Raw genomic sequence first — 18,445 nt, forward strand, 5'->3', positions numbered from 1 at the left:
ATTCAACCCATGCGTTTTAAAGGCCTAGATCTAAACCTTCTTGTAGCACTCGACGCTCTAATGACCGAGCGCAAGCTCACAGCAGCGGCGCGCAGCATCAACCTCAGCCAACCCGCCATGAGCGCTGCCATCTCTAGGTTGCGCGACTATTTCCGCGACGACCTTTTTATCATGCAGAGACGGGAGCTAGTTCCGACCCCGCGTGCAGAGGCACTTGCCCCCGCTGTTCGCGAAGCCCTCTTGCATATTCAGCTCTCCGTTATCGCTTGGGATCCAATAAACCCAGCGGAGTCCGACCGCCGATTCAGAATTATCCTCTCAGACTTCATGGCACTGGTCTTCTTCGACAAGATAATACTGCGCTTAGCTCGGGAGGCGCCAGGAGTCAGCTTCGAGTTGCTGCCACTTGACGACGATCCGGAGGAGCTTCTCCGCCGTGGTGATGTCGATTTTCTGATCCTCCCGGACTTATTCATGTCCGGCGCCCATCCGAAGGCAAGGCTTTTCGAAGAGAGACTGGTGTGCGTCGGCTGCCCTACGAACGAGCAGTTACAAGGGCAGCTCTCCTTGGAGCAATATATGTCCATGGGACATGTTGCGGCTAAGTTCGGACGTGGTCTCAAGCCTTCCGTAGAGCAATGGCTATTGATGCAGCACGGCCTCAAGAGGCGTATTGAGCTCGTCGTCCCGGGGTTTAACTTGATCCCGCCATTGCTGTCTGGCACTAATCGAATAGCAACCATCCCCCTGCGGCTGGTCAAACATTACGAACGAACTATCCCACTAAGAATCATTGAGCATCCTTTGCCGCTTGTTTCGTTCACTGAGGCTGTCCAATGGCCGGCTCTTCACAACACTGATCCTGGAAACATCTGGATGCGCGAGATTATGATCCAAGAGGCTTTGCGCATGGAATCTGAGATGGAAAGTTGTACGTCGTAAGCGGCACCGTCGGCTCATTTCACAGCCCCAGTAATTAGATCCATACGCATTGGCTGTGTTCCCAAAGGAGGTATTACGTTACAGGCGGCCCCCCGCCGCCTCAGCTCAGCTAGCAATCGAAGCTATTGCCGAGAGCGATCGTTTCTATCTGAGAAGGTGCGATTCGTAATGCTTTCCCTGGCCTCATGCAAAAGTGATTCAAAACTTTATTCCTGTAACTTATGTTCGGCCCATCGCGGAAACCAGCATCCAGCTGCGGCGACTTCCCCGACCTTCCGCACATGCGCTTCTGCGCGAAATTGAGCAACGCGCCGACCCGGGATAGTAGCCGAAGCTCTACTTTCGATCCCGCAATACTTGTTCTTGAGGATTTGCAACGGCGCCGGCGCGAGAAGTTAGCCGCGGCAATATGTCGAGCCACAATCCATAGTGTGGATGCTTTTGATCCACACAATCAATTTTACCAATGATGCCATATGATCCATAGCAGGGCAGCCGCGCGGCGAGATTCCGGTAAGTTTTATTGGTTTCTGTCGTCACTTCGCAGACGAGCCGGAACATCTTCCGATGTTCGCAGCAATTAGATCGAGCCTTCTCGCAAGGCCGTCGGCTTGTCGAAATTAGGCATGATGGAGAGGAATACAAATGGCTGATCAACTCACACTGGAAATTATCAGTGCGATCAATAAGCTCGTCAAAGCTGAAAACGGCGAAAGAACGAGCGTAGCCCTCGGCGAAATAACGACTGACACTGAGTTGACTTCACTTGGCATCGATTCGCTGGGTTTGGCCGATGTCCTTTGGGATCTGGAGCAGCTCTACGGCATTAAGATCGAGATGAATACGGCCGATGCCTGGTCGAACCTCAACAATATCGGCGACGTGGTGGAAGCCGTCCGTGGCTTGCTCACCAAGGAGGTCTGAATGGACAGGCGCGTCGTTATCACCGGATTGGGCGGACTGTGCGGACTGGGCACCGATGCTTCCTCTATCTGGACGGAGATGCGCGAAGGCCGCTCCGCCATCGGCCCGATCTCAAACTCAGAGATTCATGAGCTGAAGGGGATGATCGGGACCGAGATCAAGGTGCTGCCTCAACACGACATTGATCGCAAACAGCTCATCTCCATGGACCGCTTCAGCCTGCTAGCCGTGCTTGCAGCTAAACAAGCCATGCTACAGGCCGGCCTTTCGTGCAATGAAGGAAATGCCCACCGTTTCGGCGCGACAGTGGGCGTTGGCTTTGGCGGCTGGGACGCTACCGAGAAGGCCTACCGCACCCTCCTATTGGGCGGCGCGACTCGCACTGAGCTATTCACTGGGGTAAAGGCAATGCCTAGCGCGGCTGCCTGTCAGGTAAGCATGAACCTCGGGCTGCGGGGGCCAGTCTTCGGTGCCACCTCTGCCTGCGCCTCGGCCAACCATGCGATCGCTTCAGCGGTAGATCAGATCAAGCTCGGTAGGGCGGACGTTATGCTAGCTGGAGGAAGCGACGCGCCACTCGTGTGGATCGTGCTTAAGGCATGGGAAGCAATGCGCGTACTCGCTCCAGATACTTGCCGGCCATTCTCGGCCGACAGGAAAGGACTAGTTTTGGGCGAGGGTGCGGGCATGGCCGTGCTGGAAAGCTATGAGCATGCCGCCGCCCGCGGTGCAACGATGCTTGCCGAGGTCGCCGGCATCGGCCTTTCCGCCGATGCCTACCACATCGCTGCACCAGCTGTGCATGGGCCGGAGGCGGCGATGCGCGCCTGCCTTGTTGATGCGAGTTTAAATGCCGAGGATGTAGACTACCTCAACGCCCATGGCACCGGCACCAAGGCCAACGATCAGATCGAAACGACGGCGATTAAGCGCGTCTTTGGTGACCATGCTCGATCGATGTCCATCTCTTCTACCAAATCCACTCACGCGCACTGCCTCGGGGCAGCAAGTGCGCTCGAAATGATAGCCTGCGTGATGGCGATCCAAGAAGGTGTCGTGCCGCCCACCGCCAACTATCGCGAGCCAGACCCCGATTGTGACCTGGATGTGACCCCTAATGTGCCCCGGGAGCGAAAGGTGCGCGTGGCCATGAGCAACGCCTTCGCCATGGGCGGCATGAATGCTGTCCTTGCGTTCAAGCAGGTGCCATGAAGTTAAGACCGTCACGATTGAACCCCTTGTAGGGCCAGCAGCAAATGCCTGAACCAGGCGCCGCCGATTCCCTTCAGCAAGGCTTCGCTGCAATTCCGCAGATACTCAGGCATCTGAAAGCTCACGCTACACCGAATTCACCACGTGTCGCGGGGAGCTGGAGCCCGCTATTTTTCGACGCCGGGAGCTCTCACGCGGCTCGCCGGCGACCAAAGTTTAGGCCTCACCTTTTCTGCCCGCGAATAAGGAGTGTTGCTTTCGATTCCACCTCTGCCTTCACCCGATATCCCGCCAGGTGCCAGCTTGATCGCGAATTAGTCGCTGGTCCGGTGTTTTTGGGGCGCTTGCCGCTGTGTACGGAACCTGCCAAGTTGAATCCGCACATCTGATTGTGCCCTCCCCGAGCTGGTGAAACGCAAGGTCGCTGGTGCCGTCAGCCCCTTGTGCAGGATTTGCCTCGCTTGAGCAGACGACTTCAACCGGCCGCCAAAGGGGAAAGATTGCTGTTTACTCCTCTGTGAGCTCTGCCGTTATTAGTTGAATTCCAGCGGCAATCACCGACCACCCCCACGAACAAGATCTGAGAAGATACGATGACACGCAGCCAAAAAGAGAAGATGCTAGCAGGCGAAATGTACAACGCAGCGGACCCCGAGATCCAAGCCGAGTTGCTCCTCACCGGGGCTTGGTTGAAGCGGTATAATGACACGCTGGGCGACTCCGCCGAGCGGTGGAATGGGCTCCTTTTAGAACGATTGGGAGCAGTCGGGCTTGGAGCGGTTATTCGTCCTCCGTTCCACTGCGATTACGGGTTCAACATCCGGATCGGAGCTTGGGTTTACATCAATTACAACTGCGTCATTCTTGACGTGGCAGCGGTAACTATCGGTGACGGAACCGCAATAGGCCCTGCTGTGCAGATTTACACCGCGGACCATCCACATGATCCAGAGCAGCGCCAGGCTGGACTGCAGTTGGGACGACCTGTCAGCATTGGCAGGCACGCCTGGATTGGCGGTGGAGCAATCATTCTCCCGGGCGTGACAATTGGCGATCACGCTGTCATTGGCGCTGGTAGTGTGGTCACGCGAGATGTTCCTGCAGGAAGCACGGCCATGGGAAATCCAGCTCGGGTCAAGGCTGGTGGACGCTTGCCGAAATCATAAAAGCAGGCCTTGGGGTAAATCCGGCGGTAAAGGGCTGGTTTCTTTGCTTCTGCGAACGGACTTCTGGCCGCCATGGCCCTTTCGGTTCCAACTGTCGGCACTTTCACTCTGACGCCAACCTCTTTGCAAATGCGGCTGCGCAGTCCTGCTGACCGATTCGTGATCATGTTTGCATGCAAAGGGGCAACTACGCCTTAGGGTCAGCCCGCAGACACATACCGCTTCACCTGCAGAAAAACGAATTGCCTTTCAGCCCGTGCGCCGATGAAAAACAATTGGCGGCATGTCGTCGGCAAATAACAATTCCTGTTGGCGCGAACATTTTCAGAGGCAGGCCCCACGCCCCGGTCGTAGCTTATCAGTCGACACTTTGCAGAAGGCATCATGCGCTGCCTACAGCGTCTAATCGACGCAACCCGAGTGGGCGACATCCATATCGTGGATGATAGCTATCCCAACAATCAATTTTACTAATCTGTTTGGATTTATTAGCACGCGCTGGAGGACACGCGCCGAGCGGCGTCCGCCTCCTGATTACCTGTCGGGGGCTCTTGGGACATGGGTGACGAGCATGTGTGGGATTGTTGGCATAGTGGGACATAAGCCCGTGTCGGAGCGGCTGATCGAAGCCTTGGGGCGGCTGGAATATCGCGGCTATGATTCATCCGGCGTTGCTACGATCTTCGAAGGAGAATTGCACCGGCGCCGTGCGGAAGGCAAGCTCGGGAACCTTAAAACGAGATTGAAGGAAGCGCCCCTGAGCGGCACTGTCGGCATTGCCCACACACGATGGGCGACCCATGGCGCACCGACAGAATGCAACGCTCACCCGCACTTTACCGATGGTGTAGCCGTTGTTCATAACGGCATCATCGAAAATTTCTCCAAGCTAAAGGACGCATTGGCGGAGGTAGGGGCCAAGTTCCAGACTGACACGGACACCGAGGTGATTGCGCATCTCCTGACAAAATTCCGCCGGGATGGCATGGGATGCCTTGAGGCAATGCATGCCATGTTGAAGTGCGTCGAGGGCGCCTTCGCTCTTGCCATCCTGTTTGAGGATGATCCCGCGACCATAATGGTGGCGCGCAATGGACCACCGTTAGTGATAGGCCACGGCGATGGTGAGATGTTTCTAGGCTCCGACGCGATCGCTCTTGCTCCGTTCACCAATGACATCACATATCTGAACGATGGCGATTGGGCTGTTGTAGGCAAAACGAGTGTCCAGGTTTTCGATATCGAAGGCAATGTCGTTACGCGCCCACGGCACATATCGCTTGCTACCGCAGACCTGGTCGGCAAGGGCAATCACCCGCATTTTATGGAGAAGGAAATCTACGAGCAACCGGAGGTCATCGCCCGTGCTCTTGGTCACTACATCAATGTCAACGATAGTCATGTCACAACGACTTCAACCGACATCGATTTCGCCGGGGTTGAGAGCCTCGCGATCTCCGCCTGCGGCACGGCATATATTGCGGGACTAATTGGCAAATATTGGTTCGAGCGCTACGCACGCTTAATCGTTGAAATTGATGTCGCCTCTGAATTCCGTTATCGAGAAATCCCGTTGTCGCCGCGGTCGGCAGCGCTCTTCATCTCTCAATCTGGTGAGACGGCTGACACGCTTGCATCGCTGCGCTATTGCAAAGCACATGGTCTGAGAATAGGCGCTGTCGTCAATACGCGAGAATCAACTATGGCCCGCGAGGCAGATGCCATCTTTCCGATCCTCGCCGGGCCAGAGATCGGCGTTGCTTCTACCAAGGCATTCACTTGCCAGCTTGCTGTTCTCGCTGCGCTAGCCATCGGCGCAGGCAAGGCGCGGGGCACGATCACAGACGACGAGGAACAGGTGCTCGTCCAAAGTTTGGCGACCTTGCCGGGCGTTATGCGACAGGTGCTGAACGACATCACGCCGGAGATCGAACTCTTGTCTCGGGAATTGTCGCATTACCGCGACGTGCTCTATCTCGGCCGCGGCACGAGTTTCCCATTGGCCATGGAAGGTGCGCTGAAGCTCAAGGAGGTTTCCTATATCCATGCTGAAGGTTATGCGGCAGGAGAATTAAAACACGGTCCGATCGCCCTGATCGATGAAAATATGCCAGTCATTGTCATCGCGCCACATGATCGGTTCTTCGATAAAACTGTCTCCAATATGCAGGAAGTGGCCGCCCGCGGCGGCCGCATCATTCTGATCACCGACGAAACGGGAGCTTCGATGTCAAAGCTTCCCACCATGCACACTATCGTATTACCCGATGTTGCGGAGATTATCGCGCCGATGATCTTCTCTCTGCCGCTGCAGCTTCTTGCGTATCATACCGCGGTCGTTATGGGGGCAGATGTGGACCAGCCGCGGAATCTGGCTAAATCGGTCACAGTCGAATGATTGTGACGATTGGTTAGATCGCAAATCGCCTCCCGGAAAATCCAGGACTTGATCAGACATCAAAAAAGTGAGGTCGTATGCACGAACTTTCGCTCGCCGACGTGCCGTCGCGAATTGGCCAGGAGCTCGGTAAATCCGAATGGATCACCGTCGATCAAACTACAATCGATCTCTTTGCCGATGCGACACACGATCATCAATTCATCCACGTGCACCCGGAACGCGCGGCAGTCGAAAGCCCGTTTGGTGGCACTATCGCTCACGGCTTCCTGACACTCTCGCTTCTGTCGGCGATGAACTTCAGCGGCATGCCAAAGATCCGCGAGCAGACCATGGGCCTTAACTACGGCTTAGACCGGGTGCGTTTCATGTCACCAGTTAAGACCGGCAGCCGTGTGCGCGGTCGCTTCGTTCTCTCTGAATGTCAATTTCGCGGCGCAAGCATGCTGGTGACTACCTACGAGGTTACGGTGGAGATCGAGAACGAGAACCGACCGGCACTCACTGCTAATTGGATCACTATCATTCAGTTTGATCCGAACGACAGGCCTAAAGGGATTTGACGCCAGCTCGCGCCAGCGGGTGTCGACTTGTTGTTTTGGCTGCACGCGATTTCGTAGTGTCACGCCGGAATTCTCGATCTGCTGCGTCGGCAATTGCGCGCTGGCATCATCCTTCGGGCAGGCGAAACGGGTTTGAGTTGAATTTCGCTGTAATGGAGGCTGATTGATTGCATTCGTTCCGTCTGGCCGCTGCGGTGTTGCCGCTACTTTTGTCATCTTGCATGCTCGGGCCCGACCATGCACCGCCGGAAACGCCTTTGCCGGAGAAGTTTTCCGAGGGTGCAAAACAGAGCGCCGGCGATGTTGCGGTGTCGGCGTGGTGGGATTCGTTTTCAGATCGTACGCTCAACCAGTACGTTGCCTCCGGCCTGGATGAGAACCTCAGTGTTCAGCAGGCGCTCGAAAGGGTTAATGCCGCCGCCGCGGACGTCACCATCGCTGGCGCCGGGGGCCTTCCCAAGGCATCACACACGACAAGCGGCGAGATCGGCAAAGGGGGAGATGTCACGAGCACACAGAATATCTCCAGCGTGCAACTATCGTTGACCTGGCTGCTGGACGTATTCGGTCAGTACCGGCGCAGCACTGAAAGCGCACTGGCTTCTCTTGATTCTGCGCATGCGGCTGTCGACGCCGCAAAGCTAGCTCTAATCAAAGATCTTGTTTCCTCCTACATCGACGCCCGGTACTACCAGCAGCGCGTCTCGATTTCCCGAGCGAACCTGAAGTCCCGCCAGGAGACCTACGATTTCACGAATTTTCAAGTCGAAGCGGGAGCGGCTTCCCGGCTGGATGTCTTGCAAGCCGAAGGACTTGTCCGATCGACGATTGCCGAAATACCAAGGCTAGAACTGAATTTTCGCGTGTCGGCGCATCACATTGCGGCCCTCCTCGCTTTGCCGTCGGAAACAGTGATCAAGCAACTGCAGAAAAGTGAAGGGCAGCCGGTCTATCGCGGAAAGATCAATGCCGGCATTCCCGCCGATCTTATTCGCAATCGATTTGATATTCGCCAGGCTGAACGGGATCTCGCCGCCGCGACTGCACAGATCGGCGTGGCGGAAGCACAGCTTTACCCCGCGATAACGCTCTCCGGCTCGATCACCCCTTCCTATATGAAGCAGCGCGGCCGTCACGGGGGTATCTTGAAATGGTCCTTCGGGCCGAGCCTTGACCTCCCAATTCTGGACGGCGGCCGTTTGCGGGCAAACGTGGAGACTTCTAAATCGGACGCCGCAGCAGCCTACATAAGCTGGAAATTAACCGTCCTGACAGCTGTGCAGGAAGTCGAGGACGCTTTGACAGCCGTCCGACGCGACGTTCACACAGAGAACTCACGTCGCAGGCAAGTAGAAACGATCGAAGAAGCACTGAAGCTTTCGACGGCCTCGTACACGGATGGCGCCTCTTCTCTCCTCGATGTTCTCGAAGCGCAAAGGCAGGTGTCCAGCGCTCAGGCGAGCCTCGCTGCGGCGATCCAGCAACTGGCCAAGGATCACGTGCGGTTGAATGTAGCAATCCGCGGTGGTTTTGCGGCTCCCAAAGTCGCGTCACCCAGGGAGGCCTCGACGGTTGCAGCCGCAAATGCAAACATCCAATCCGCACATTCGCAATAGCCGAGCGCTGGATGCGGGATGGTTTAACCTGATCAAGTCATTAGCGCGCCAGCGCCTGAGTTGTATTGGCGCCGGCCGGGAGGTCGTCCAATCGCGGCACATGCCCTTCACCACCTCCCGCTTACGAGCAGGGCTTAGAGCTAATGGGATGGTCCGCCCTGTCTCCCGAGAGCATAACGGAGGTGGGCAAAGGAGGGCTGAAATTATGGATCGCAACCAACTGCGCCAATGCGCCGTCTTCGGCATCGATATCGGAAAGAACCTCTTCCACGTGGTCGGCCTGGATAGTTCCGGCGCGAGACGCTACTGCAGTTCTTCGAACGAGCGAACAGAACGCTTGTCGGAATGGAATCCCGTCCGGGTTCCCAATGGCTTGCGCCAAGTTGCAGACGATGGGGCATTCCGTCCGCATCATCCCGGCGCAGTGAAGTCTACGCAAAATCGAACAAGAATGACATCATCGATGCTGCGGCGATCGCAGAAGCTGCAAGGCGACCGACGATGCGCTTCGTTGGCATTAAGCAAGCCGATCAGGTCGATCTTCAGATGTTGCATTGGGTGCCTATTCCGATGAAACCGGCCACCGATTCCGATTTGAAGCCGGCTATTTTTCGGGCTGATCCTGGGTCTGTTTGATGTTTGGATCGGGTTTTGTGTCAGGTCAAGCTTTGCTGTGTTTCAAGCGCCATCGGTGAACGCTGTTTGCGCATACTTTCGCCAATGAGATCGATGCCTCGGCGTTGTGAACGAGGCGATCCAGTATCGCATCGGCGGCGTTGGGTTTGAAATAATTTCCCACCAGCGATCCAGGGGCACCTGGCTTGTGACGATCGTCGAGCGACGCTCGTAGCGGTCTTCGATGATCTCGAGAAGATCGCGGCGCTGATCATCGTTGAGTTTTTCCGGTCCCTAGTCATCGAGGATCAGCAGGTCGGTCTTGGCGATAGATTTGGGGATTCTGCCGTATCGCCCGTCACCCCTTGCAAGCGCGAGCGTGGCGAACAGCCGGGGAACGCGGTGGTATGCAACGGAGAAATCCTCGCGGCATGCTTTGACCGATGGATGCGGCCCAGCGCCGAAAGCGATCTGGTGTCCACTCAGCGTATCGCCGGTGGGAACTGGGCATGTGATCTGGGTCGGATCCATGACGACAGCCGCCATAGCGGCGCTGATGGACGGCGATGCGCTTGCCGCGGTAAAAGATCTCGATGGTGCGCGCCGTTGCTCTAAGATCGACCTGCTGGCGAATGAGGGCATGAGGGACGGAATAGAAGAAGCTTTTGAACTCGACGTGATAATCGGTCGAGACACGGAGCAGACGCCATTCGGCGAATTCGTAGTTTCACCCGGGAGGCTAGCGAGCGCAGCACGTTCGACACGTTCAAATACTTGCCGCCGGGTAAACACCCAATCGACGCATGAGGTGATCGTTGATGCGATCAAGTGCCAATAGCGGCATTGGCCTCAGCCAGCGAGAAGAAAGTCAGCTTGCGCAACCGCCCCAGGATGCAGGTGGCGCATGGCGGCGTCGTCATCGGCGACGAGAACTTGTTTCAATGGCGTACCTTTACTGGTGCAGTCGATCAATAAAATCACGTCGTTTCTATTTTCAGTTCCCTGCGCCATGTTGGAAAAGAGAAGCGCCCCAAGGGTGGAACGCTCCTCGGATCATCGAATTAAATGAAGCCGAAATTTTCCGCCGTAAGCGAGGTAAGATCCGACATGTCGTGCAGATTGTCGACATGAGCGAAGGCATGCGCGTGGTTCGCAGAATCGACATAGGCTAGTGTCGCACCGTGAGTTTCGCCATCTTGACCGAGAGTTTTTTGATCATGGAAGACAATGATGTCACCGCGGGCTTCGTGATCAATAGCAGTCGCGGCGGCAGCGGCAGACGCAAAGCCTCGATCAGTGATTACCACGACGTGCTCGCCGTGCGCGCCTTCGGCCGCGCCGTTGTAGAAGGTGTCCACAAATTCGCCCGGAAAGCCCTTGGAATGATTGATGAAATTTGCATCAAACAGATTCCGGTCACCACCGAAATCTGCGGCGTCCAGGACAAAGCGGTCCTGCTTCGTGTCGAAATCCATCACACTCGTATAGCAGTGCGTTGTTCCAACCATAGGGTCGTGGAACCGAAACACGAAGGCGTCGCCGTCGTCGCCGCCAGTCAGAACATCTGCGCCGTCACCAGCCACAAGTATATCGCTGCCAGGGCCGGCGTAGAGCACGTCATCGCCCTCGCCGCTATGCGGTATTACGCGGTGAGGGTCGGTGACGTATAAGGGGTAGGAGGCGTCGCTGTACAAGAGATCGTCACCACCGTCGGCATGGATTACGTCTGAGCCTTTCCCGGCCCAGACAATGTCATGGCCCGGACCGGCCGTGATGCTGTCTTGGCCGTCACCAGCTTTGATCCGATCATCGCCGTTGCCGGCATCAATCCAGTCGTTCTTCTTGCCGCCATCGATTATGTCGTTTTCAGGGGATCCTTTGATAAAACTGCCGTTATCACTGCCTTTGATATTCATCGCATATACTCCTTATTAGGCAACGGGCGCCGCCTGTGCCCCTTATCTTTTCCAAGAGCGAATTAGTGAAATCCATTGTTTTGATATGACCTATTTGAATGACGGATGCGAAAATGTTTATCTCGGCCGCACGGCACGCCCTTCGTAGTTGGCCGGCAGATATGAAAACGACTGGGGGCTATGACGATCGGCGGCCGTTGACGAAGGCCACAACTTCTTCCCTCGTATACGCTGAAGACAAATCTGCAGAGCACCTGATCTCAGGGTGCTTTGCAGATCGAAAACCTCAGCTCCAGGCGTGGAGCGGTGGCTTCTCGCCGTTCAGGAAATACTTACCCAAAATGGCGTACTTCCAGCGGACGGGGTCGTGCAGAGTATGGGTGCGGGCGTTGCGCCAGTGGCGATCAAGCCCGTGCTCTGCAAGGGTCGAGCGCGTTGAGTATCTTCGCTTCGGCGGTAACGATCTGGGCTTCCGCAACGGCTCAGGAAGAACAAATTGCGATGCTGATCACCAGCAGGAACAGCGCCGAGATACTGGTCTCGACGACGCCGTCAATGTTCTGAATATCCTCAAGCCGACCCGACGCTTCCCTATGACACGCTTCTCCACCAACGGTGAGCCCAACACGGCGGGGTGGGAGTCGGACGGGCGGCTTACCCATTACTCGCGAGTTGCCCAGACGGCTGAACCGGCCTCGGGATCGGGCATCGCACCGCAGAGTCGGCAGCCGCTCGGCCCCACCCATTGGCTGACCGACGATCATATCACTGCGGATTACAGGCTCCTGGACCAGGAGTGGCAGGGACGCTCTGCGGATCTGGCCGCCCGGACGAGCGTCGTGAATTCTGTCGTGGCATAAGCTCAGCTACAGTCGCGCTTTCGTTGTGCGAGCCTAAATTTGTTGGCGCGGCAAATGCTTGTGCCACCAGCTGGAAAATAAACTATAATATATTTGAAAATATATGACGTATAAGTTTGCTTTAAATGGCGAAGTATCAATCCATTACCGATTTTTGATATAACATAAACGAATATACGATTAAATATATCCTCTGCATCTCTTGTCTTAAATCAGGTAATTGTAGAGAGTCTGCTTATGAAAGCAGGTATGACAATGCTGAAATATTCAACGGCAAGGGCTGTCGCAGGGAGGAACGTCGGGGGCTATGGTCCAGGAGGAAGGCTCCAGCACAGCAGGGACAACGCCTCCTATGTCCCGAAGAGCGTCGGGTCGACTCAAGACCCAACGGACGCGAGGCGAAACTTGATCCAGTCGAGCGATTTGGCTTTTCTCATGGAAGCTCATGATGCCCTCTCCGCGAGTAAGGCGTGGTTTGCAGACCCTTGCGCGTCCAGCCCAGCACCGGATGTTAGTTTCGTTCGTTATCGAGTTACATATGTCGCTAATTAAAAGAAAAATCTTCTCCGTGGGCGTCTCGATGCTAATGGCATGCGGCGCGTCGGCGGCCGATCTAGCTGACCACAGCGTTCCGAGCGCCCCCTCTTATGACGCACCGGGAACCTTCTCGTGGGCCGGGGCTTACGCCGGTCTTCATGGAGGTGTCGCGGCCTCCAAATTCAACCCGTTCAACAATGGTCGCGCCCCAGCGGTGGGCGCTCAGGTAGGTTACAATTTCCAGGCTGGATCGGGCGTTTTCGGCGCAGAACTGGAAGGCTCTTACTTGAACAACGAAGTACGTGTGCCCGGCGGCAACGTGGAAAGCCGCTTCCGAGGTGCCGCGAAAGCGAAGGCTGGCTTGGGCTTTGATCGCACTTTCGTCTACGGCACCGCGGGCGTCACAACGACCGAGTTCGAGGGCCACCGCCTCGTATCCGGATCGGACAAATGGAAATCCGGGCCGGATAGCTGGAAACAGGGCTACCTCTTTGGTGGCGGCGTCGAGCACGCGTTTTCGGGCGGCATGTCGGCAAAGATCGAGTACAACTACGTCATTAACAACGCCGTCCCGACCACGAGTGGAGGCATCAGCTCAAGGTCCGACCTCAACGATAATGTAATTGAGGCGGGCCTAAACTTTCGCTTCTGACGAATTCGTCTGAAGCCTTGAGCAAAACCCAAATACAAGGCAACCGCCCGCACGATCAGCCATGCCTCGAACAATTCCGGCGCTTGAAACCATCCATCGATTGCCGCTTCAGCTTTTCGGCAATAGCATTCAGAATCATCGGCTCGCTCCACAACTTTCGGAACGGCAATCATCTTCCCATGTCAACATACCGTTGAGCGCCAAAATTTGCGACAGGCCCTGCTTTGAAGTTCTCAGTCGTCTGCCGTACGGTTCCGAGTGAATGCGAAGCTATGGCGATCGGGCTGACGCACTCGGTTAAAATTGACGGCTCGAATTGTTTTTCAGACGAGCGGCGCCAAACGGTTTGCCGAGGACGATCCCGCCTGAAGATGCGCTTTTTGGTTGTATGCATCAAGGGTATATAATATGGTTTTCAGAGTTTAGCTGCCCACGGAACTGGACACTCACTGCTTAGATGTGAGGAAGTTAATCTTGCACCGAACCGGGAGGTTGTCGTGAAGGAAGAATCCTCAGCGGTCTCGAATCTGGTGTTCGATTTCCTGTCAGAGTCAGCCAGCGCAAAGAGCAAAGACGATGTGTTACTCTTATTTGGAAAAATTTCGCAGTATTTCGGGTTTAGTTATTTCGCGATATCCGGCATCCCCTCGCCTATCGAGCGAATTGATTCCTATTTCGTTTTGGGCAATTGGTCAGTCGGGTGGTTTGATCGTTATCGTGAAAACAATTATGTCCACGCCGACCCCATAGTGCATCTTAGCAAGACATGCGATCACGCATTTGTTTGGTCGGAAGCTCTGCGAGATCAAAAACTCGATCGGCAGAGCCGTCGTGTCATGGATGAGGCACGCGAATTCAAGTTGATTGACGGCTTCAGCGTTCCTTTACACACTGCCGCTGGGTTTCAATCGATTGTCAGTTTTGGAGCGGAAAAGGTAGAGCTCTCAACCTGCGACCGAAGCGCGCTCTATCTGATGGCGGCTTACGCGCACAGCTTGCTCCGCGCCCAAATTGGGAATGATGCCAGTCGAAACATTCAGGCCTTACCCATGATCACAACGCGAGAGCGCGAAATCATCCATTGGTGTGCCGCAGGCAAAACAGCAATAGAGATCGCAACGATTCTCGGACGATCCCATCGAACCATTCAAAATGTCATTTTGAACATCCAGCGAAAGCTCAATGTGGTTAATACACCTCAGATGATTGCCGAAAGCTTTCGTCTCAGAATCATTCGCTGAAGCATATGGAGTTTTCGGCCACTTCAAAGATCGGGCCTGTTGGATCACGACAGCCATCATGATCAGATAGTAGCCCCGTTGAAATGCAGAGCTAAATCTGCGTCTGAATTGATAGACAGGCGCAACACAGTTTTCGGTAGGTCGAGCAGGCAGCATCGATTGGGGGGCTGCGAGGACGTGCTTTGAATTTGTTTCCCCAGAAGTCGTCCAATGACCCCCTACCGCCAGACGGCCCCCCCGAATTGACCAGTCGCGTCTTTTGGGGTGATCCCCGACAGATCGCAGTGGTTGGCATTTTCTGGTCGGGCAGCTTGGATCAGCCGCGCACTTTTAACCGGCGCATTTATCATGCAATACGCGTTAAAGCGTGCGGGTAGCCCTGGCGTTGTATTCGCCTGGTTGCCATTTGGCCTGCAGTTGACGCTTGCCCCCTCCAAACGCCCCGATGGATCCACGGGCTCACCGCTGAAGTCGCATGTTTTCCCGGTTGACGTTCCCGGATTTCCAACCGGACCGGCAAGCGTGACGCCGCGGATCACGACGCCAGTTTCTACGGGCTTCGCTGCGACCTTGCCTTTTTGATGCTCCTCAGCCGCGGCCGCCTGCGCGAAGGTGACCGTCAGAGCGAAAGCAGCTAGGCATCCGAAAGCTCTCAAAGTAGCAGTCATTAAACTTCTCCTCTTTTGCCGGCCGGCAAGATGTCGCTTCCGGACCGATGTCTCTGAATCGAATGAAAGGACCTGCGCCCCTTTCAAGTTACCGAAACTTGATCAGGTAGTTCACGGCCACGTTCTTGGGACGCGTCTCAAGAGCGGTGCGTGCCGGACTTTCCGGCGAGCCTGTCGATTTGCTTGAAATGGAAGTTCCCGCGGCACTGCCCTGTTGCGAAATTCCCGACGGCGTCGTTATCTCATAGGGATGCGAATGAATTTGCAGAGCATCGCATTGGAGTGATCCAACAACATTTGCAACATTGTTGCCAGTTGGATCCAGCCGTCGTTTCGCGTCGGGGTCCATACCGGCACCGGCATCGAAACCGCGCAGGAACAGTCCACGGTAGTCTGGAATCCGAAATTCCAGATCGGCCGTAGAATTCCGCTCTCCATAGAGTCCACCGAGAACGGCGTAGAGTTCTGGATAGGCGGCTGCCTTGAGATAGCGCCCATCGCAAAGTATCCATCCTTGGGCTTCGACGTAGCTGATAGGAGCTTCCGCATTTGTACCCGCAGCCACGCCAGAGCTTGCGCAGGGTGTGTTGCTCCAGATCGTATTGACCGAGCTCGAGATAGGGGCAACTTGCCCCGCAAAGGGACAAATCGCACCGATTGGAGGCCCTGCAAACATCGTTGGTTCCTCGGGCAATATTGATGTGTGAGGAAAGGAGTGCCAATTATCAGCAACAACAGGCACTCCCATGTATTAGTTCCGCCCTGACGGGCGGAGCTGAAGCCAATTCACCCTGCCATCAAGCCGGGTTGACGTCCCAGGTGTTGTCCTCTTGGAGCACGCCTACGAGATTGAAGACGGCAGAGGGAAACTTGGCTTCCCTGGTCTGGGTGATCGTGTCGATGCTGAGCACCGACCCGATAGTGACATTCGTTCCCGCCGCAATCCAATAGCTCGGAGTTGGCGTGAACGTGTGGAGCAGATTGGTGCCCGCTTGTGCAACATAAGTCCCTGTGCCGGACATGCCGATGCCCACGGAGAACCGGTTGTTTGGCACATTGCCAGCATCGTTGATGACCAGTGATCCTGCAGGATCCCCCTTGATCGGCGCGGTCAGGCCAGGTCCATCGCTTAATGAAAAAGTAGTGGTGTTTCTCCCGCTGGGGCTGCAGTCCTCCACCCCGGAGGCAAAAAAGTCCACGCCAGGAATCAGTTGTCCCGTGTCGCTCCAGACGAAATTATAGGCGAGCTCCCAAGTGAACTTGATTTGATTGCCAACCCGAATTTGATACGGAGAGCAGAACCATGCCAAGGAGAAGACATTGGCAACAGGTTGAGGCATCTTTTGATAGACATAGAAGGTCCAAGGTTGCGCCGATTGATTCTTCAGCAATAACGAATATTGCGTTCCTTGGGCACGGTGACCTTCAGCGCCGGACATGGGGGTGTTGCGCCACTTTATATTAAGGTCAGCGGCGAGCGCATTGATCTCTCCTGGTCGATAGCGGACTTTTATTCGGGCATGACTCTCGCCGACGTCGACACGGACCGAGCTGGCCTGCGTCTTGTGGGGACGCTCCCCTATGCAACAACCACGATGTTTCGCGGTGTTTTCATGCTGACGGAGCGCGCGTCACTTTGCATCGACAGGATGGGAGCCGTGGAGACGAAATATCCCCCTCCGGCACCGTATTTCATTCCGACCCCACTTGTGGATGGGGCCGATGTTGCCGCCGCAGCATGCCATTTGATCGACACCCTGCTGCGTCGCTGGCCGCTCACGCCCGCTCTCACGGCTAGCGAATTCAGCGGAGGATTGGATTCGGCGGTCGTTGCCGCCATTTTGGCGGGGCAGCATCCTGACGCCCTGCAAACCTATGCCTTGGAGGTCGAGGGACCAGCTCGTAGTCAACAGACTTCGCGGCGCGAAATAGCAATCGAGCACTTCGGCTTTCGCGACCAAACGCTGCGTGTTGACACGATACCAATGGTTCCGTGTGGGTTCGAAGTGAGTAGCGACTACGTCCCCGCTCCCTACAATGCCGATCTGCAGCGGCCTCTCCATCAACTATTGAAGTCGCTCGCAACTGCCTCAGCCCCGCGGGCGGTCGCAACCGGTACAGGCGGTGATGAGTTGCTAATGGCCCATGCTTTCGAGCAAAATCACGAGCAGTTCGCTCGTAATGTTAGCGATGCATTCCTTCCTGCGATCTTTCCCTCCGCCATGACGCTGGTGCTCAAAAACCAATTGCCCGACTATGCAGCAAGCTGCGATCGGGCACCCTTTCCTATTCTGCCGATCTCGGTACTGGAGGCACACGCCGCGCGGGCTCCTTTGTTTGCGAGCCATGGCATATGGCCAATTAGCCCATTCGCCCAGCCAGAAGCCGTACGATTTTATCGGAGTTTGCCTTTGGCCTGGAGGCACGAAAAGGCGCTGCATCGCCGGATGTTGGAACGGCTTGGATATCCAAAACGGTTCTTCGGAGTTTCTATAAGAGAAAATTTCGAACACTATCTGACCGGCTCGCTGACTATCGGTGCTAGCGAGATCACTAGTCAATTATCCCGTCGTTGCCTGCTGCATGAACTGGGACTGATCGATGCTGACCGCCTGATCGCCACAATAGACGACATCCGATACGATTCTCCGCTTGGCGAGCTCGGCTTTATCTTCCACGCAATTAACGTTGAACACATGCTTCGGCGAATTGACGGAACTTGAAGGAGATCACCCGCTAACGCAGCGGGGACCTCAACACGCCTGCAATTGGTAACCCGTGCATCGCCGCGGAACGAGGCCGATGGGTTCGCTGCCACTTTGAAATGTCGTGCTTCTGGAGCGAGACTTATATGAACATTTGCCATCGCTCGCGCCCAGACGCCGCGTCAATGACGTCTTCCTCGTGAAGTGGATCGCTAGCCGTGGCGTAGTCGAGTGACATGGCGCTTGATCATCGCCGGAAACAGCCCTTTGCCGCAAGTGATCAGAATTCGTTACTGCTGGTCTGGTGATGGGATACAGGCTGTTCGAACAATGGTCCTAGAAGCTACACATGGATAAATGAGACATCCTGTCGGCTGGTCAGATATTCGACATTGTCATCACCTTTGTCGGTTACGTGACAAGCGTTCCT

15 protein-coding genes and 4 pseudogenes are annotated in these 18,445 nt (G+C 55.6%); 11 read left to right on the top strand and 8 right to left on the bottom strand.

The annotated features are described in order from the left end of the window. Positions 1-9 precede the first annotated feature (9 nt). The 8 genes and pseudogenes from ACS4RR_RS25875 to ACS4RR_RS25910 all read left to right on the top strand — a co-directional run. On the top strand, positions 10-942 hold the full coding sequence (locus tag ACS4RR_RS25875; RefSeq protein WP_003551803.1) for a LysR family transcriptional regulator: 933 nt from the start codon (positions 10-12) through the stop codon (positions 940-942). A 645-nt stretch (positions 943-1,587) separates the two neighbouring features. Continuing rightward, on the top strand, positions 1,588-1,866 hold the full coding sequence (locus ACS4RR_RS25880) for an acyl carrier protein (protein ID WP_011654221.1): 279 nt from the start codon (positions 1,588-1,590) through the stop codon (positions 1,864-1,866). Further along, positions 1,867-3,078, top strand: a complete 1,212-nt coding sequence (locus ACS4RR_RS25885) for a beta-ketoacyl-[acyl-carrier-protein] synthase family protein (RefSeq protein WP_003551798.1) — start codon at positions 1,867-1,869, stop codon at positions 3,076-3,078. Between the two features lie 593 nt (positions 3,079-3,671). Then, the gene (gene nodL / locus ACS4RR_RS25890) at positions 3,672-4,244 is read left to right on the top strand and encodes a nodulation O-acetyltransferase NodL (RefSeq protein WP_003551796.1); all 573 of its coding nucleotides are present in this window, start codon (positions 3,672-3,674) and stop codon (positions 4,242-4,244) included. A 571-nt stretch (positions 4,245-4,815) separates the two neighbouring features. Further along, on the top strand, positions 4,816-6,642 hold the full coding sequence (glmS, locus tag ACS4RR_RS25895; RefSeq protein ID WP_456190214.1) for a glutamine--fructose-6-phosphate transaminase (isomerizing): 1,827 nt from the start codon (positions 4,816-4,818) through the stop codon (positions 6,640-6,642). Positions 6,643-6,719: 77 nt separating this feature from the next. Further along, the gene (locus ACS4RR_RS25900) at positions 6,720-7,205 is read left to right on the top strand and encodes a MaoC family dehydratase (RefSeq protein WP_011654219.1); all 486 of its coding nucleotides are present in this window, start codon (positions 6,720-6,722) and stop codon (positions 7,203-7,205) included. Between the two features lie 167 nt (positions 7,206-7,372). After that, positions 7,373-8,821 carry an efflux transporter outer membrane subunit gene (locus tag ACS4RR_RS25905; protein ID WP_456190215.1) on the top strand — a complete coding sequence of 483 codons (1,449 nt, stop codon included), beginning with the start codon at positions 7,373-7,375 and terminating at the stop codon, positions 8,819-8,821. Positions 8,822-9,026: 205 nt separating this feature from the next. Next, a pseudogene (locus tag ACS4RR_RS25910) lies at positions 9,027-9,343 on the top strand (IS110 family transposase); the annotation flags it as partial. A 134-nt stretch (positions 9,344-9,477) separates the two neighbouring features. Here ACS4RR_RS25910 and ACS4RR_RS25915 read toward each other — a convergent pair. The 4 genes and pseudogenes from ACS4RR_RS25915 to ACS4RR_RS25930 all read right to left on the bottom strand — a co-directional run. Then, positions 9,478-9,874, bottom strand: a pseudogene (locus tag ACS4RR_RS25915) (ATP-binding protein); the annotation flags it as partial. Further along, positions 9,795-10,139: a Mu transposase domain-containing protein gene (locus tag ACS4RR_RS25920; RefSeq protein ID WP_456190366.1), complete on the bottom strand. Its 345-nt coding sequence runs from the start codon at positions 10,137-10,139 to the stop codon at positions 9,795-9,797. The gene ACS4RR_RS25920 and the pseudogene ACS4RR_RS25915, both read right to left, overlap by 80 nt. A 358-nt stretch (positions 10,140-10,497) precedes the next feature. Beyond that, complete coding sequence (locus ACS4RR_RS25925; RefSeq protein ID WP_011654216.1) at positions 10,498-11,352, bottom strand: calcium-binding protein; 855 nt, start codon at positions 11,350-11,352, stop codon at positions 10,498-10,500. A gap of 286 nt (positions 11,353-11,638) precedes the next feature. Then, positions 11,639-11,831: pseudogene (locus tag ACS4RR_RS25930) on the bottom strand (SfnB family sulfur acquisition oxidoreductase); the annotation flags it as partial. A gap of 919 nt (positions 11,832-12,750) precedes the next feature. Here ACS4RR_RS25930 and ACS4RR_RS25935 point away from each other — a divergent pair. Then, complete coding sequence (locus tag ACS4RR_RS25935) at positions 12,751-13,401, top strand: outer membrane protein (RefSeq protein WP_456190216.1); 651 nt, start codon at positions 12,751-12,753, stop codon at positions 13,399-13,401. On the opposite strand, the pseudogene ACS4RR_RS25940 reads toward ACS4RR_RS25935, so the two are convergent. Further along, positions 13,398-13,540: pseudogene (locus ACS4RR_RS25940) on the bottom strand (IS6 family transposase); the annotation flags it as partial. The gene ACS4RR_RS25935 and the pseudogene ACS4RR_RS25940 sit on opposite strands and share 4 nt — an antisense overlap. A 358-nt stretch (positions 13,541-13,898) precedes the next feature. Between ACS4RR_RS25940 and ACS4RR_RS25945 the strand changes: the two are divergent. Then, positions 13,899-14,642 (top strand): helix-turn-helix transcriptional regulator, encoded by a 744-nt coding sequence (locus ACS4RR_RS25945; RefSeq protein ID WP_456190217.1) that lies wholly within the window; start codon positions 13,899-13,901, stop codon positions 14,640-14,642. Between the two features lie 218 nt (positions 14,643-14,860). On the opposite strand, the gene ACS4RR_RS25950 is transcribed toward ACS4RR_RS25945, so the two are convergent. From ACS4RR_RS25950 to ACS4RR_RS25960, 3 genes are all read right to left on the bottom strand, one after another. Then, positions 14,861-15,310, bottom strand: a complete 450-nt coding sequence (locus tag ACS4RR_RS25950) for a protein rhiC (RefSeq protein WP_131664060.1) — start codon at positions 15,308-15,310, stop codon at positions 14,861-14,863. An 88-nt stretch (positions 15,311-15,398) separates the two neighbouring features. Continuing rightward, positions 15,399-16,058 carry a phage tail protein gene (locus ACS4RR_RS25955; RefSeq protein ID WP_131604695.1) on the bottom strand — a complete coding sequence of 220 codons (660 nt, stop codon included), beginning with the start codon at positions 16,056-16,058 and terminating at the stop codon, positions 15,399-15,401. A gap of 49 nt (positions 16,059-16,107) precedes the next feature. After that, positions 16,108-16,749 carry a RhiA family protein gene (locus tag ACS4RR_RS25960; RefSeq protein WP_456190218.1) on the bottom strand — a complete coding sequence of 214 codons (642 nt, stop codon included), beginning with the start codon at positions 16,747-16,749 and terminating at the stop codon, positions 16,108-16,110. Here ACS4RR_RS25960 and ACS4RR_RS25965 point away from each other — a divergent pair. Further along, a complete protein-coding gene (locus tag ACS4RR_RS25965; RefSeq protein ID WP_456190367.1) occupies positions 16,729-18,033 on the top strand; it encodes an asparagine synthase-related protein in 1,305 nt (434 codons plus the stop codon). The two genes, ACS4RR_RS25960 and ACS4RR_RS25965, sit on opposite strands and share 21 nt — an antisense overlap. The last annotated feature ends 412 nt before the right edge of the window (positions 18,034-18,445 follow it).

The sequence above is a fragment of the Rhizobium zaerense genome (assembly GCF_051810725.1).
Classification (GTDB): Bacteria; Pseudomonadota; Alphaproteobacteria; order Rhizobiales; family Rhizobiaceae; genus Rhizobium; species Rhizobium leguminosarum_I.

Coding starts and splice junctions, on each gene's coding strand:
- ACS4RR_RS25875 (WP_003551803.1), top strand. CDS start 10: ATGCGTTTTAAAGGCCTAGATCTAAACCTTCTTGTAGCACTCGACGCT.
- ACS4RR_RS25880 (WP_011654221.1), top strand. CDS start 1,588: ATGGCTGATCAACTCACACTGGAAATTATCAGTGCGATCAATAAGCTC.
- ACS4RR_RS25885 (WP_003551798.1), top strand. CDS start 1,867: ATGGACAGGCGCGTCGTTATCACCGGATTGGGCGGACTGTGCGGACTG.
- nodL (WP_003551796.1), top strand. CDS start 3,672: ATGACACGCAGCCAAAAAGAGAAGATGCTAGCAGGCGAAATGTACAAC.
- glmS (WP_456190214.1), top strand. CDS start 4,816: ATGTGTGGGATTGTTGGCATAGTGGGACATAAGCCCGTGTCGGAGCGG.
- ACS4RR_RS25900 (WP_011654219.1), top strand. CDS start 6,720: ATGCACGAACTTTCGCTCGCCGACGTGCCGTCGCGAATTGGCCAGGAG.
- ACS4RR_RS25925 (WP_011654216.1), bottom strand. CDS start 11,352: ATGAATATCAAAGGCAGTGATAACGGCAGTTTTATCAAAGGATCCCCT.
- ACS4RR_RS25935 (WP_456190216.1), top strand. CDS start 12,751: ATGTCGCTAATTAAAAGAAAAATCTTCTCCGTGGGCGTCTCGATGCTA.
- ACS4RR_RS25950 (WP_131664060.1), bottom strand. CDS start 15,310: ATGACTGCTACTTTGAGAGCTTTCGGATGCCTAGCTGCTTTCGCTCTG.
- ACS4RR_RS25955 (WP_131604695.1), bottom strand. CDS start 16,058: ATGGGAGTGCCTGTTGTTGCTGATAATTGGCACTCCTTTCCTCACACA.
- ACS4RR_RS25960 (WP_456190218.1), bottom strand. CDS start 16,749: ATGTCCGGCGCTGAAGGTCACCGTGCCCAAGGAACGCAATATTCGTTA.